The organism is Alloalcanivorax gelatiniphagus (assembly GCF_005938655.1).
GTDB lineage: Bacteria > Pseudomonadota > Gammaproteobacteria > Pseudomonadales > Alcanivoracaceae > Alloalcanivorax > Alloalcanivorax gelatiniphagus.
Genome location: NZ_VCQT01000045.1, coordinates 322,558 through 336,631, shown reverse-complemented (window position 1 = coordinate 336,631; position 14,074 = coordinate 322,558). Strand labels below are relative to the sequence as shown.

15 protein-coding genes are annotated in these 14,074 nt (G+C 63.5%); 7 read left to right on the top strand and 8 right to left on the bottom strand.

Features of this window, described 5'->3' with window-relative positions:
- Positions 1–90: 90 nt before the first annotated feature.
- Positions 91–2,259 (bottom strand): catalase/peroxidase HPI, encoded by a 2,169-nt coding sequence (gene katG / locus FGS76_RS17335; RefSeq protein WP_205717284.1) that lies wholly within the window; start codon positions 2,257–2,259, stop codon positions 91–93.
- Positions 2,260–2,523: 264 nt separating this feature from the next.
- Between katG and FGS76_RS17330 the strand changes: the two genes are divergently transcribed.
- Entirely contained in the window at positions 2,524–3,363 is an 840-nt protein-coding gene (locus FGS76_RS17330) for an ion transporter (RefSeq protein WP_138773898.1), read from the top strand.
- A 125-nt stretch (positions 3,364–3,488) separates the two neighbouring features.
- On the opposite strand, the gene FGS76_RS17325 is transcribed toward FGS76_RS17330, so the two are convergent.
- Positions 3,489–3,773 carry a hypothetical protein gene (locus FGS76_RS17325; protein WP_138773897.1) on the bottom strand — a complete coding sequence of 95 codons (285 nt, stop codon included), beginning with the start codon at positions 3,771–3,773 and terminating at the stop codon, positions 3,489–3,491.
- A gap of 80 nt (positions 3,774–3,853) precedes the next feature.
- Between FGS76_RS17325 and FGS76_RS17320 the strand changes: the two genes are divergently transcribed.
- Both FGS76_RS17320 and FGS76_RS17315 read left to right on the top strand, forming a co-directional pair.
- On the top strand, positions 3,854–4,426 hold the full coding sequence (locus tag FGS76_RS17320) for a TetR/AcrR family transcriptional regulator (RefSeq protein ID WP_138773896.1): 573 nt from the start codon (positions 3,854–3,856) through the stop codon (positions 4,424–4,426).
- 59 nt (positions 4,427–4,485) lie between these two features.
- A complete protein-coding gene (locus tag FGS76_RS17315; RefSeq protein WP_170214503.1) occupies positions 4,486–4,890 on the top strand; it encodes a PaaI family thioesterase in 405 nt (134 codons plus the stop codon).
- Positions 4,891–4,908: 18 nt separating this feature from the next.
- Here the strand turns inward: FGS76_RS17315 and FGS76_RS17310 are convergent, their stop codons facing one another.
- Positions 4,909–5,721, bottom strand: a complete 813-nt coding sequence (locus FGS76_RS17310) for a cyclase family protein (protein WP_205717283.1) — start codon at positions 5,719–5,721, stop codon at positions 4,909–4,911.
- The gene (locus FGS76_RS17305; protein WP_138773894.1) at positions 5,721–6,611 is read right to left on the bottom strand and encodes a fumarylacetoacetate hydrolase family protein; all 891 of its coding nucleotides are present in this window, start codon (positions 6,609–6,611) and stop codon (positions 5,721–5,723) included. The genes FGS76_RS17310 and FGS76_RS17305 overlap by 1 nt, the downstream gene beginning before the upstream one ends.
- Before the next feature lie 95 nt (positions 6,612–6,706).
- Here FGS76_RS17305 and FGS76_RS17300 point away from each other — a divergent pair, with 95 nt between their 5' ends.
- On the top strand, positions 6,707–7,357 hold the full coding sequence (locus FGS76_RS17300; protein ID WP_138773893.1) for a TetR/AcrR family transcriptional regulator: 651 nt from the start codon (positions 6,707–6,709) through the stop codon (positions 7,355–7,357).
- Positions 7,358–7,362: 5 nt separating this feature from the next.
- On the top strand, positions 7,363–7,605 hold the full coding sequence (locus FGS76_RS17295; RefSeq protein WP_138773892.1) for a type II toxin-antitoxin system ParD family antitoxin: 243 nt from the start codon (positions 7,363–7,365) through the stop codon (positions 7,603–7,605).
- Positions 7,606–7,628: 23 nt separating this feature from the next.
- On the opposite strand, the gene FGS76_RS17290 is transcribed toward FGS76_RS17295, so the two are convergent.
- The 3 genes from FGS76_RS17290 to FGS76_RS17280 form a co-directional block, all read right to left on the bottom strand.
- The gene (locus FGS76_RS17290; RefSeq protein WP_138773891.1) at positions 7,629–9,845 is read right to left on the bottom strand and encodes an OsmC domain/YcaO domain-containing protein; all 2,217 of its coding nucleotides are present in this window, start codon (positions 9,843–9,845) and stop codon (positions 7,629–7,631) included.
- A gap of 151 nt (positions 9,846–9,996) precedes the next feature.
- On the bottom strand, positions 9,997–10,809 hold the full coding sequence (locus FGS76_RS17285; protein ID WP_138773890.1) for a hypothetical protein: 813 nt from the start codon (positions 10,807–10,809) through the stop codon (positions 9,997–9,999).
- Between the two features lie 49 nt (positions 10,810–10,858).
- Complete coding sequence (locus FGS76_RS17280) at positions 10,859–11,269, bottom strand: hypothetical protein (protein WP_138773889.1); 411 nt, start codon at positions 11,267–11,269, stop codon at positions 10,859–10,861.
- 242 nt (positions 11,270–11,511) lie between these two features.
- Between FGS76_RS17280 and FGS76_RS17275 the strand changes: the two genes are divergently transcribed.
- Entirely contained in the window at positions 11,512–11,940 is a 429-nt protein-coding gene (locus FGS76_RS17275) for a DUF2231 domain-containing protein (protein ID WP_138773888.1), read from the top strand.
- A 1-nt stretch (position 11,941) separates the two neighbouring features.
- Positions 11,942–13,246 carry a PQQ-dependent sugar dehydrogenase gene (locus tag FGS76_RS17270; RefSeq protein ID WP_138773887.1) on the top strand — a complete coding sequence of 435 codons (1,305 nt, stop codon included), beginning with the start codon at positions 11,942–11,944 and terminating at the stop codon, positions 13,244–13,246.
- Positions 13,247–13,710: 464 nt separating this feature from the next.
- Here the strand turns inward: FGS76_RS17270 and FGS76_RS17265 are convergent, their stop codons facing one another.
- On the bottom strand, positions 13,711–14,025 hold the full coding sequence (locus FGS76_RS17265) for a hypothetical protein (RefSeq protein WP_138773886.1): 315 nt from the start codon (positions 14,023–14,025) through the stop codon (positions 13,711–13,713).
- Positions 14,026–14,074: the final 49 nt, after the last annotated feature.

Sequence of the window (14,074 nt, the reverse complement as noted above, 5' to 3'; positions counted from 1 at the left end):
AATGTCTCACGAAGATTACATTGAATCAAGAAGGGGAGCGGCGCCTCCGAGGGTAATTGTGTTACTCCCGGGGCGCCCGCTGGCGATGGATCAGAACCGCCCCAGATCCATGACCTTGGCCCAGGCGGCCACGAAGTCCTTCACGAACTTGGCTTCGGCGTCGTCGGCGCCGTACACCTCGGAGAGGGCACGGAGCTGGGAGTTGGCGCCGAAGATCAGGTCGAGCCGGGTGGCGGTCCAGCGCAGCTTGCCGGTGGACCGGTCGCGGCCTTCGAACAGGTACTCGTCCTCGCCGGACACCGGCGCCCAGGCAATGCTCATGTCCACGACGGTTTTGAAGAAGTCGTTACTGAGCGTTTCCGGGCGGTCGGTGAAGACCCCGTGCTCGGCGCCGTCGTAGTTGGCGTTGAGCGCGCGCATGCCGCCCACCAGCACGGTCAGTTCCGGGGCGGTGACGGTGAGCAACTGGGCACGGTCGATCATCAGGTGCTCCGCGTCCACCGTGGCTTTGGCCTTGCGGTAGTTGCGCATGGCGTCCACGAACGGCTCCAGGTACTTGAAGGAATCCACATCGGTCTGTTCCAGGGAAGCGTCGGTGCGGCCCGGGGTAAACGGCACGGTGACGTGGTGACCGCCCTTCTCCGCGGCTTTCTCCACCGCCGCCGCGCCGGCCAGTACGATCAGGTCCGCCCGCGACACTTTCTTGCCACCGGAGGCGGCGCCGTTGAATTCCGCCTGGATGCCTTCCAGCGCCTTCAGCACCTTGTCCAGGTTGCTCGGATCGTTCACCGCCCAGTCCTTCTGGGGCGCCAGCCGCACCCGGGCACCGTTGGTGCCACCACGCATGTCGGAACCGCGATAGGTGGACGCGGACGCCCAGGCGGCTTTCACCAGGTCCGGGATCGACAGGCCGCTGTCCAGGACCTTCGCCTTGAGGGCGGCAATGTCCTGGTCATCGATCAGGGTGTGGTCCACCTTGGGTACCGGGTCCTGCCAGATCAGTTCTTCCTGCGGTACTTCCGGGCCCAGGTAGCGCTCTATGGGGCCCATGTCCCGGTGGGTCAGCTTATACCAGGCGCGGGCGAAGGCGTCGGCGAATTCCTCCGGGTTCTCGTAGAAGCGCCGGGAGATCTTTTCGTAGGCCGGGTCGAAGCGCAGCGACAGGTCCGTGGTCAGCATGGTGGGCTTGCGCTTCTTGCTGGCGTCGTGGGCGTAGGGAATGTCCGCGTCGGCGTCCTTGGCCACCCACTGGTAGGCGCCCGCCGGGCTTTTCTCCAGCTCCCATTCGTGGCCGAACAGGTTCTCGAAGAAGTAGTGACTCCACTGCGTGGGGGTTTTGGTCCAGGTCACTTCCGGGCCGCCGGTGATGGTGTCGTCGCCGAAACCGCTGCCGTGGCGGCTGTGCCAGCCCAGGCCCATGGATTCAATGGGCGCCGCTTCCGGCTCTGGCCCGATCAGACCCGGGTCGCCGGCGCCGTGGGTCTTGCCGAAGGTGTGACCACCGGCGATCAGGGCCACGGTTTCCTCGTCGTCCATGGCCATGCGGCCAAAGGTCTCGCGGATATCGTGGGCCGCTTTCAGCGGGTCCGGCTCCCCTTCCGGACCTTCCGGGTTCACATAGATCAGGCCCATGGTGGTGGCACCCAGCGGGTCCTCCAGGTCACGGTCGCCAGAGTAGCGCTTGTCGGTGCCGAGCCAATCGCCTTCCTCACCCCAGTAGATGTCGGTCTCCGGTTCGTAGAGATCCTCGCGGCCGCCGGCGAAGCCGAACGTCTCGAAGCCCATGGATTCCAGGGCCACGTTGCCGGTGAGCACGATCAGGTCGGCCCAGGAAATCTTGTTGCCGTACTTTTTCTTGATCGGCCACAGCAGCCGTCGGGCCTTATCCAGATTGACGTTGTCCGGCCAGCTGTTGAGCGGGGCGAACCGCTGGGTGCCGGTGCCGGCGCCGCCACGGCCATCACCCAGCCGGTAGGTGCCGGCGCTGTGCCAGGCCATGCGGATGAACAGCGGACCATAGTGACCGAAATCCGCCGGCCACCAGTCCTGGGAATCGGTCATCAGCTCGGTGAGGTCTTTCTTCAGCGCCGCCAGGTCCAGACTCTTGAACGCCTCGGCGTACTCGAAGTCCGGGTCCATGGGGCTGGTCACCGGCGCGTGCTGGTGAAGGATGTCGATGCGCAGCTGGTTGGGCCACCAATCCTGATTGGTGGTGCCGCCGCCGGCGGTCTGGTGAAAGGGGCATTTGCTCTCGGTCATGGTCATTCTCCCTGAAAAAACACGCCTGTGATTGCTATAGGTTTACCCTTGCTCAGCCTATTGATCCAATTCAGCCAATCGAAGAAAGCGATAGCCGTAGCCAGTGGCTGCCCGTTGGCGTAATCCTTCCTCGAGAGATAACAGGTCAGGGATGACGGCCACGTTAACCCTCCGCGCCGCCTCCAACCCCGGACCGGGGCAGCGCCGGCCAACGCCGGTGGGTATACTGCGCGCCGACAATCATCCGGCGCGACGGAACAAGGCATGACGACACAGGCAATCAACGGTTGGCGGGCCCGGCTGGGCCACTGGGTGGAATCCCCGGCGGTGCGGCACTTCATCACCGGCCTGATCATTCTCAACGCCGTGGTATTGGGGCTGGAGACCTCCAGGCAGGTGATGGACGCCGCCGGCGAACTGCTGGGCCTGTTGAACAGCCTGATCCTGGCCGTGTTCGTGGTGGAGATCGCCGCCAAACTGCTGGCCTTGGGCCCGCGTTTTTTCCGCTCCGGCTGGAACGTGTTCGACTTCGTGATCGTCGGCATCGCGCTGGCGCCGGCGGCCGGGCCCCTGGCGATTCTGCGCAGCCTGCGCATTCTGCGGGTGCTGCGCCTGCTCTCCACCATCAAGCGGCTGCGCATGCTGGTGGAATCGCTGATGCATTCCCTGCCCGGCATCGGCTGGACCGCCGCCCTGCTGCTGATGATGTTCTACATCTTCGGGGTGATGGGCACGGAGCTGTTCGGCGACGCCTTCCCGGACTGGTTCGGCACCCTGGGCGCCAGCATCTACACCCTGTTCCAGATCATGACCCTGGAAAGCTGGTCCATGGGCGTGGCCCGCCCGGTGATGGAGCAGTACCCCCATGCCTGGGTGTTCTTCGTGCCCTTTATCCTGATCTCCAGCTTCATGGTGCTGAACCTGTTTATCGCCATCATCGTCAACGCCACCCAGGAAGTGCACGACCTGGAGCTAAAGGAAGAGCGCGACCAGGCCAACCAGCGCGCCCATGACGAACGCCAGGAAATGCTCGATCTGCTGCGGGGCATGGACCAGCGCCTGAAACGGCTGGAGGAGAAAGCGCAAAACAACAGCCCCCCATAACACCGCTGTAGAAAAGCTTGTAGGAGCGACTTCAGTCGCGATCCGCGGTTGGATCAACGTTGTATCAAGGGCACCCGGGATCGCGACTGAAGTCGCTCCTACGTCGCTCCTACAAGATCGAGGTCCTAGTTGAGCATGCCCTGGGACAGGCCATACCAGACCGCCGAGATAATCAGGCCACCGACATAGCAATTGATCACCACCGCATACTTCGGCAGCTGGAAAAAGCCGAAGTGATCCTTGACGTTGCGCAGGAAGAAACTGCCCACCAGCGCCGTGCCGATCAGAATGCCCAGCGGGAAGGAACGGTGCAGAAAGGCCGGCACCAGGGCAAAGGCGAAACCGCCATAGAGCAGCAGCGCGCCCAACAGATCGGTTTTCCAAAGGTGAAAATCATCGTGCTGTTTCATGGACTCCACACTCACAAACACCGGACAACCGGATTGTGTCACCATACAGACCGGTCTACGTATTTTCGATGGAGTGCGTCATGGGAGCCCGCCCCAAGCACCACACTAGCCTGATCCACACCGCCGCCCGCCTGTTTCGCCAGCAGGGCTATGCGGCCACCGGCATCAACGACATTTTGAAACAGGCCGGTGCCCCCAAGGGGTCGTTCTACCACTACTTTCCCGGCGGCAAGGAAGAGCTGGGCGCGGCGGCCATCCGCCATGCCGGCGCCCTGGTCACCGGCACCCTGGAGCGGCTGGCCCTGGACCACGGTAGCGCCGGCGACGCCCTGCGCGCCTACGGCGACCTGCTGGCCGGCTGGTTGGCCGACTCCGATTACCGCGACGGCTGCCCCCTGGCCACCACGGTGCTGGAAGTCGCCCCCCAATCGGCCCCGATCACCGCCGCCGCCAGCGACGCCTACGCGGCCTGGCGGCGGACGCTCGCCACCCTGATCGATCCCGAGGCCCCGGACGACGCCGGCGCCCAACGCCTCGCTTCGCTGGCCATCTCCGCCCTGGAAGGGGCGCTGATCCAGGCCCGCGTGGCCCGCGAGCCGGCGCCGATCCAGGACGCCTGCGCGCAGGTGGCGGCGCTGATCGATGCTTATTGAGGATGGCTTTCGGCCCAATATTATATAGACTGGTCTACATCATATTTTGGAGCATGGCCATGACCAGTGTCCCCGCAGGCTTCCAGCCTCACACCCGCAAAAGCGGCTTCACCGCCCCCTGGGAACCGATCTATCACCGTCCCCACGACAACGGCATCAGCCTGGGCCTGCGGGCCGGTGACGCCCACGCCAACAGCCGGGGCTTTGTCCATGGCGGCCTGCTCTCCGCCCTGTGCGATAACGCCATGGGGTTAAGCTGCCTGCCGCATCTGGTCGACGCCAAGGGCCTAGTCACCGTTAATCTGAACCTGGATTTCCTCGGTAGCGCCCGGGTCGACCAGTGGCTGGAATTCCGCGCCGAAGTCACCCGGGTGGGGCGCGGCCTCAGCTTCGCCAGCGCCACCGTGCTCGCCGACGGCGCCCCCTGCGCCCGCGCCACCGGTGTGTTCAAAGTGCAGCGTTAAAACCGGGCGGCGCCGGTTTCAGTCGTAGAGGAACGCCACCACCCGGGCCGGCGCCGCCGAGGCGCCCTTTATCCGTAGCGGGAACACGGACACATCGAACCCGCACGCCGGCAGCTGGTCCAGGCCCCGAAGTTGCTCCATCTGCCAGTACGGCTTACGCCGGCCCACCAGGTGGCCTTCCCAGAACAGCGCGTCGTCCCGCTCTTTGCGCGCCTTGGCGATCTGGTAATGGAACGGCAGATCCCAGCCCCACTGGTCGATGCCCATCACCTGGACGCCTTGATCAATCAGCCACTCCGTGGCCGGGCCGCTCATGCCGGTGCCAACCTTCCAGTACTGTTTGCTGCCCTGGAAGCGGTCGCGCCCGGTACGAATCAAGGCGATGCAGCCCGGCGCCAGCGTCGCCCCGCTGCGTGCCAGGGCCTGCTCCATATCGGCGACGGTAATCGCGTCGCCGTCGGCTTTATGGGTCATGTCGAACACCACGCCGGGCCCGAAACACAACTCCAGAGGCATGGCCTCGATGGCGTCGAGGCGGTTCCCCTGGTCATCGGTGGGCCCGTAATGCCAGGGCGCGTCAATGTGGGTGGTGGAGTGCACGCCCATGCGGGTGATGGTGTCGTCCGCCCAGCCGGCGAAGCGTTTGGGGAACAGGCGAAACGGCAGCCCCAGGGCCCGCACCAGCCATTTCGAGCGGCGGTGGGCGTGGTGCTTGATCTTCACCCTCATAAAAAACGGATCATTGCGGTTGAAGGCGATCTCCTTGGAGAGATCGACAATCCGCGAGGGTCTGACCCGGGCCGCGCCGGCACTATTCGCAGCATCAGCCATCACGCCACCACCTTATGCTCGACCCTGCCCACGCCGTCGATTTCCATGCGCAGCCTGTCACCGGGCTTCAGCCAGTGGCCGTTTTCCATGCCGCTCCCGCCCGGCAGCGTGCCACTGCCGAACAGCTCCCCCGGGAACAGCGGTTCGTCCCGGGACACCCGGGCGATCACTTCCGCCAGGCCGTAGCGCATGCCCCCCGTGGAGGTTTCCACCACCGGCCGGTCATTGATCAGCACGCGCGCCGCCAGGGCGTTCATGTCGTCGAGCAGTTCGTCGGCGGTGACCAGCACCTCTGACATGGAGCTTCGGAAATGCTTGGCTTTTTGCGGCCCGAAGCCGCTGGCCATTTCCTCGCGCTGCACATCGCGGGCACTGAAATCGTTAAGCACCACGAAACCGCCAATGGCATCCAGCGCCTGCTCCGGCGTGGCGTTCAGCAACGGCTTGGCCAACACCGCGCCCAGTTCCAGTTCGTAATCCAGGGCCCGGCTGTAGGAAGGCGCGCTCACCGGTGTGCCGGAGCCGACGAAGGTCAGCGCGTTGCTCATATAGTAGATCGGTTGCCGGTACCATAGTTTGTGCGGCCGAAACGGCGGGAACGCCCTGCCGGTGACCTTTTCGCAGGCCCGGGCGACCCGGTAGGCCGCCGGCATAAAGCGGCGCGTATAACCACGGGTAGCGTCGATCACATGGCGCTCGTAAAGCATGAAGTCACGGAACGACAACGGCTGGAACGGCAGCAGGGCGCCGCCGCCGGCATCGCCGCCACCGGCCGGGCCCACATAGTGGCAAAAATCCGGCACCGCCTCCGATGCCGCCCAGGCCCCGTCGGACAGCACCTGACACACCACCCGGCCCGCGTCGGGGTCGAACACTCTTCGCACCTTCATGGGATCCACCTGGAACGGAACAAATGTTCCGTCTAAAGTAACACCACCGGAACACCCGTTCCAAGTGTGCAAACGCGCCAACCCGCGGAGACTCCATGCCCAGCTCCCCTTCCACCCCGGACAGGCTGCTCGACGCCGCCGAACTGCTGTTCGCCGACAACGGCTACCACGGTGTGCCGGTGCGGACGATCACCCAGGCCGCCGGGACCCGGCTCGCCGCCATCAATGACCATTTCGGCGGCAAGGAAAAGCTGTTCCAGGCGGTAGTGGCGCGGCGGGCCGGCCTGATCAATGGGGACCGGGAGCGCATGCTGCGCCAGGCCGAACCGGTCGCCCAGGGCGCCGACGGGCTGGCACCCATCGTCGATGCGTTCGCCCGGCCGCTGCTGACACGCAGCCAGGAAAGCGAAGGCTGGAGAAATTACCTGCGCCTGACCGCCCAGCTGAGCACCACCCGGTCCACCGTGCTACTGCTGATCGCCGACCAGTTCGACGCCATCGCCCAGCGCTTCATGGCCACCATCGGCGCCGCCGTTCCGGCCCTGGACGAACGCCAGCGCGGCCTTGCCTACCAACTGATGGTGGCCTCCGTCATGGGCGTGTTCTCGGACAACCTGCGCATCAACGTGCTCACCGGCAACCGCTTCCAGTCCTCGGACTTTAAAGCTCATTACGCGGATCTGATCGGCTACGTGACCGGCGGCATCCTCGGCCTGGCTCAAGCACGGAGCGAGCCGCCTGACTGACCGTGGTGCCCCGGTATCTTGCGTCACGACCTAGCGAGCATTTCGACACCTTCGTCGCGGAGCAGCTGAACAGCGGACGCTACAGCTCCACCAGCGAGGTAGTCCGGGCCGGGCTGCGCCTGCTTGAAGACTCGGAGACCCGTCTCGGTACGCTCAGGAAAATGCTCCGGGACGGGGAAAACAGCGGCGTCGCCGACTACGATTACGACAGCTTTATTGAGGAACTGAACTGGGACGACGCCACCTGATGCCCGACGCACACCTTTCCTGATTACTCGAACGCAAACGCTTGGCCGGCCGGACGAAGGCCAGCCCTGGCCGCGCGGGCGGCGTGGAGTTTCTTGTAGCTTTCGATCAGGCGCAGGTGACGGTCCAGGCCTTCGAGCTGCATGTTGGTGGGGGTGAGACCGGGGAAGCGGACGCTGCCGTTCACCGCGCCGACCACCTCGGCCATGGTGTCTTCGCCGTACATGCGGCCCAGGTTGGTCAGGTAGTCGCCCAGTTCCAGCTCGTCGTCCAGGGTGATTTCCAGCACCGCGCTGACGGCGCGGTAGAACAGGTTGCGTTCCACCGTGTTGTCGTTGAACTGCAGGAACGCCTCGGTGCGCTCCAGGGCCTCGTCGTGCTGGCCCAGGGCCAGGTTAATCAGCAGCTTCAGTTCCAGCACGGTGAGCTGGCCCCAGACGGTGTTCTCGTCGAACTCGATGCCGATCAGGGTGACGATGTCGGTGTAGTCATCAATCTGGCTTTCTTCCAGATGCTCCACCAGGGCGGCGAGCTGGTCGTCGTCCAGGCGGTGCAGATTGAGGAGGTCCTCGCGGTAATCCAGGGCCTTGTTGGTGTTGTCCCAGACCAGGTCTTCCACCGGGTAGACCTCGGAATAGCCCGGCACCAGGATGCGGCAGGCCGGCGCGCCCAGGTCATGGTAGGCGGCGGTGTAGACTTCCTTGCCCTGCTCCTCAAGGAGGCCGAACAGGCGCGCGGCTTCTTCCTCGGTGGTGCCGGAGAAATCCCACTCGTGGAATTCCACGTCCGCCTTGGCGCTGAAGAAGCGCCAGGACACCACGCCGCTGGAGTCGATGAAGTGCTCCACGAAGTTGTTCGGCTCGGTCACCGCCAGGCTGTTGAAGGTGGGCGGCGGGAAGTCGTTCAGGCCCTCGAAACTACGCCCCTGCAGCAGCTCGGTGAGGGATCGCTCCAACGCCACCGCCATGCTCGGGTGAGCACCGAAGGAGGCGAACACACCGCCGGTGCGCGGGTTCATCAGCGCCACGCAGGCCACCGGGAATTGGCCGCCCAGGGAGGCGTCCTTGACCAGCACCGGGAAGCCCTGGGCTTCCAGCGCTTCGACGCCTTCCACCAGTTTCGGGTACTTCGCCAGCACCTCCTGGGGCACGTCCGGCAGTGCCAGTTCTTCTTCGATGATCTGCTTTTTCACCGCCCGCTCGAAAATCTCCGACAGGCACTGCACCTGGGCCTCGGCCAGGGTGTTGCCGGCGCTCATGCCGTTGCTGAGAAACAGGTTCTCGATCAGGTTGGAGGGAAACCACACGGTCTCGCCGTCGGAGCGGCGCTCAAACGGCAACGAACAGATGCCCCGGTCCACCCGGCCGGAATTGGTGTCGATCAGGTTCGAGCCCTGCAGCTCGCCGTCCGGGTCGTAGATGGCCCGGCAATGGTCGTCCAGAATCTCCGCCGGCAATTCATCCTCAGGGCCGGGCTGGAACCATTGTTCATTGGGGTAATGCACGAACTCGGCGTTGGCGATCTCTTCGCCGAAGAACTGGTCGTTGTAGAAGAAGTTGCAGTTCAACCGCTCGATGAACTCACCGAGCGCGGAACAGAGCGCGCTCTCCTTGGTGGCGCCCTTGCCGTTGGTGAAGCACATCGGCGAAGCCGCGTCGCGGATGTGCAGCGACCAGACGTGGGGCACGATGTTGCGCCAGGAGGCGATCTCGATCTTCATGCCCAGGGCTTCCAACGCCCGGCTCATGGTGGCGATGGTCTCCTCCAGCGGCCGGTCCTTACCCTCGATAAAGGTACGCGCGCCCTCTTCCAGGCCGGCCCCCAGCAACGCCTGGGCGTCCTCGTCCAGATTCTCCACGGTCTCGATCTGGAAATCCGGGCCGGTCTGCACCACCTTCTTCACCGTGCAGCGATCAATGGAACGCAGGATGCCCTGCCGGTCCTTATCGGAAATGTCCTCCGGCAGCTCCACCTGGATCTTGAAGATCTGGTTGTAGCGGTTCTCCGGGTCGACGATGTTGTTCTGCGACAGCCGGATATTGTCCGTGGGAATGTCCCGCGCCTTGCAGTACACCTTCACGAAATAGGCCGCGCACAGCGCCGACGACGCCAGGAAATAGTCGAACGGGCTGGGCGCCGAACCGTCGCCCTTGTAGCGAATCGGCTGGTCGGTGACCACCGTGAAGTCGTCGAATTTGGCCTCCAGGCGGAGGTTGTCGAGGAAGTTGACCTTGATTTCCATGGGGGGACTACCGGTTGGCGAATGTGGCACGGGGCCTGGCTGGGCGCCATTATCCAGATTTTGCCGGCGGGCGTCTTGGGGGATTGAGTTACCCGCGGGGGTTCGGGAGCTGGCCGGTAATCCGCTCCTTGGCTTGTTCGTGGGCCACACCTCAACCGGCGGTCAGCTGTTGCTCCGTGCCGTAGAGTTCCTCCGTTAAATCCCTATGTTCTCGGCGAAGTCGCCGGAAAGCCTCCCGGACTTCCCCGGTCCATGCATCTTCCCGCTTTCCTTGTGGGTGAGAGGCCACGACCAGCGGAACCGGACTCCTCCCAAGGCTATGCACCCACCCTGATAAGGCAACGTAATTAGTGAACGCCCCAGCAAAGCGGATATCGGTCATCTCAGGCAAAAAAGAATAAGCCCAGTCCAGGCCGGTAAGGAAAAGAATGGCCTGTACGTCGCTGGCCTCAATCTCAGAGTGAAGCAGCTTTCTGCAGGCGGTATGCTGCGCTTCCATCAGTCGTGGAGGCGGGTTTCCACCCTCACAGGGAGACACTTTGTACAGGTTGGTCCAAACCAGGTAAGAGGACCAATCCGGAGCACCATCCTGAACGATCCCGATCTCTCGGCTGACTCGCTCAATGCACCGCCAGAACGCGGAGCGCGCGGTATTGTATTGTCTCTCATCACCCCATTGATCGGTGACCCATGCCATAGGACAGCGACCATCGGAGTCCGGTGGTTCGCATCGGCCCACAATGTCCTGAATGACGTTTTGCCGTTTCTGCTCATCACGGAGTTCCACCGCGTTCCACCCATCCAGCCAGCCATTCACGGACCGGCCAACGACCATCAAACCATTTCGAGAATGGCAACCGCGCATGGACGCAAAGCCCGTAAGCTGTTCGGCCTCCAAGCCGCCATCAACCTCAGTCACGCTGAACAACACCTCGCTCAGGCCGTCGTACAATCGTTTTTCCATGGAACCTTACCGGGCGCCCGCGGCCCACTCCTGTTGGTATGGGTTCTTTTTAATCGCCGATGCGACTCCAGGATTCAAACGGGATGCCGTGCTCCTGCAGGAAGCCATAAAGCCCGGACGCGTTGGCATCACTAAAATGCCGGCGCAGCAACTCAAGGGCATCGTGTTTGCCGCCAAGGGCGGCTTCCAGCGTTTTAACATCAGGCGCTTTGATGGTCCAACGCCACTGGTACTCGGCGCAGCCGAAGGCGTCACGAACGCCCTGGCCCAGGTCCTGGCCCTCGAAGACCAGGTCGCCGTTTTTCTGGCGTGTGACACCAAGGACCACCGGGACCACCGGGGTCGGACCACGGTTACTTTCTGATTTATAAGAGTTTTCGCTACAGAGAGGGCCGATTTCAACGCTTAGCCGGCGTTTCGCAGCGCCATACATGACCGCCAAGCAAAAGAGAGACGCCATGTGCCGCCCTCCGCCGCCAAAATTCGGGTTTGCCCCCTGAAGGAGCCCATCCAAGGCGTAAAAAGCCCGGCTTTATGGCTTTAAAAGTCATTAAATCAATATGTTAGCGTGGTCCGACCCCCAAGTGGGATTGTAAAGAGTGGTCAAAATGGCGGGGGTTGGCCGGTCCGGTTCTTCCTGCCTTCACTGCCGGCCTGGAAGATGCGAGACATCGGGTAATCTTCAAAGGACTTGAAACCACTATGGCCGACACAAACACAACGACCTACGGGCGTGCGCTGCATCCTCTGCACGCCATTTTGCTTGCCTTCCCCCTGCCCTTGTTTCTGGGCGCGCTGCTCAGCGATTGGGCTTATTCCACTAGCTATCAGGTGCAATGGACCAACTTTGCCTCCTGGCTGATCGCCGGGGCCCTGCTGGGCGGTGGCCTGGCGCTGCTGTGGGCGTTGATTGAATGGGTGATCAGCGGCCCGGCCCGCACCGCCAGGCACGCCGTCTATTTTCTTGTGCTGCTGGTGATGTGGATACTCGGCTTTATCAACGCGCTGGTGCATGCCAAGGACGCCTGGGCGGCCATGCCCGCCGGTTTATGGCTGTCGGCGGTGGCGACGGTGCTGGCCTTGGTGGCCAGCCTGGTGGGCTATTCAGGTCTGCGTGGAGGAGTGAAATAACATGCGCTATGCCATCCCCCTGCTGTCGCTTCCGCTGCTGTTCGCGCTGACCGCCTGCGGCGGCGAAAACCAGATCGAGCCCGCCGAGCAACATGGCGCCAATCCCACGCTGCCGGAACCACGGCGCGGCCTGCTGCCCAATATGAACATCTCCCAGCCAGCGGAATGGGGCGATGAAAAACCCACCGTGCCGGACGGCTACCAGATTGAGGCCATCGCCACCGATCTGAAAATTCCCCGCCAAACCCTGGTGCTGCCCAATGGCGACATCCTGGTGGCGGAAGGCTCCGGCGGCAACGCGCCGGCCCTGCGTCCCAAGGACGTTATCGCCGGCTACATCAAGAAGCAGGGCAAGAGCGCGGCGGACAGCGGCAACCGGCTCACCCTGCTGCGCGATGCCGACGGCGACGGCCGCTACGAACAGCAAAGCGTGTTCGCCAACAACCTGAACGCCCCCTATGGCCTGGCTCTCATTGATGACAGTCTTTATGTGGCCAACCAGGACGCCCTGGTGCGGTTCGACTACGAAGAAGGCCAGACCCAAGCCAGCGGCGCGCCGGAAAAGGTCGCCGACCTGCCGGCGGTGATCAACCACCACTGGACCAAGGCCATGACCGCCGGCCCGGATGGCCGCTTCCTGTACGTGGGCATCGGCTCCAACAGCAACATCGGCGAGCGTGGCATGGAAGTGGAAGAAGACCGTGCCATGGTCTGGCAGATCGAAGCGGAAACCGGTCTGCACCGACCCTTCGCCACCGGCCTGCGCAACCCCACCGCACTGACCATCCAACCGGATACCGGCCAGCTCTGGGCGGTGGCCAATGAGCGGGATGAAATCGGCCCCAACCTGGTGCCCGACTATCTGACGTCGGTGCGCGAAGGGGCCTTCTATGGCTGGCCCTACAGTTACTGGGGCCAGAACGTGGACACCCGGGTCAAACCGCCGAAGCCGGAAATGGTCGAGCGCGCCATCAAACCGGACTACGCGCTGGGCTCCCACGTGGCGGCCCTGGGCGTCGACTTCTCCAACCCGGCCATGGGCGAGCAGTTCGCCGAAGGCGCCTTCGTTGGTGAGCACGGCAGCTGGAACCGCAGCGACCCGGTGGGCTTCAAGGTGGTGTTCGTGCCCTTCCAGAACGGCCAACCCGCCGGCGACCCGGTGGACTTCGCCACCGGCTTCCTCGGCGACGACGGCAAGGCCCGCGGCCGCCCGGTGGGCGTCACCGTGGACCCGGAGGGCGCACTGATCATCGCCGACGACCTCTCCAACACCATCTGGCGCGTCACGCCCACCGCCCGGCAATAGCGCCCCGCGCCGGCCCCGGCGGCGCCCAAGGGCGCCCCGGAGCGCCCCGGGGTCGGACCACGGCAAACTATTGATTTATCTGAATTTCATTCGTTTTTTCGGAGCGAAAGGGGCCTTAGCTGCCGTTTCAGGCCCCTTAGAACGGCAGCTAAGGGCTGATCCTGCCGCTTTCAGGTCACTAAATTATTAACAATCAATGAGTTACGGTGGTCCGACCCCGACTAGCCAATAGCGCCCCGCCCCGGCCCCGGCGGCGCCCAGGGCGCGGCGCCCCGGGGTCGGACCACGGCAAGCTATTGATTTATATAAATTTCATCCGTTTTTTCGGAGCGAAAAGGGCCTTAGCTGCCCTTTCAGGCCCCTTAGAACGGCAGCTAAGGGCTGATCCTGCGTTTTTAGGGCACTAAATTAATAACAATCAATGGGTTACGGTGGTCCGACCCCGACTACCCCCCGTGGCGGTTTTAATCGCCAATGCGGCTCCAGGATTCGAACGGGACCTCATGCTCTTCCAGGAAGCCCCGAAGCGCCGCGGCGTTGGCGCCGCTGAAGCGCTTCTTGAGCAGATCCAATACATTGCCACGCCTGCCCAGCGCGTTTCGCAGGACGTCCACGTCCGGGGCCTTCACGGCCCAGCGCCACTCGTACTCCGCGCACCCGAAAGCGTCGCGGACGCCCTGGCCCAGGTCCTGGCCTTCGAAAATCAGGTCGCCGTTTTTCTCAAGCGTGACACCGAGAAAACGATAATCCCCCGGGCTACGCTCTTCACGCAGTGTCACGCTCTTGTTTTTCGATCCGCCAAACATCTGAAACCATCCAAGACTGAAA